We start from the raw sequence: 270 nt of genomic DNA, 5'->3' as shown, positions 1-270 counted from the left end.
CTCTATTGCTCTTAAACGATAGAAATCGAGTAACGACTCCCAGTGATATTGACCTCGGTAAGCCAAATGAATCACATTGCGACCGCTGTTATCTTGCCTTGCATGGTGACGCCTCATTTCTGAAGGCGTCAATTTAAGATACTTCTTAAAGGCATCATTGAATCGTCGAGTACTATTAAAACCGCTGGCAAAACCAACATCAGTTATTGATAGTGAACTGTTGTGAAGCAGTTGTTTGGCAAACATTAATTGATGATATTGAGCATACAC

1 protein-coding gene is annotated in these 270 nt (G+C 40.0%); it reads right to left on the bottom strand.

From position 1 onward, the window contains the following. Positions 1-270, bottom strand: a 270-nt coding sequence (locus FQ664_RS26090) for a helix-turn-helix domain-containing protein (protein ID WP_144175886.1), incomplete at both ends; no start/stop codon positions are given.

It is taken from the genome of Pseudomonas persica, from assembly GCF_900291015.1.
In the GTDB taxonomy this organism is placed as follows: domain Bacteria; phylum Pseudomonadota; class Gammaproteobacteria; order Pseudomonadales; family Pseudomonadaceae; genus Aquipseudomonas.
This window is presented reverse-complemented; position numbering and strand designations above follow the sequence as displayed.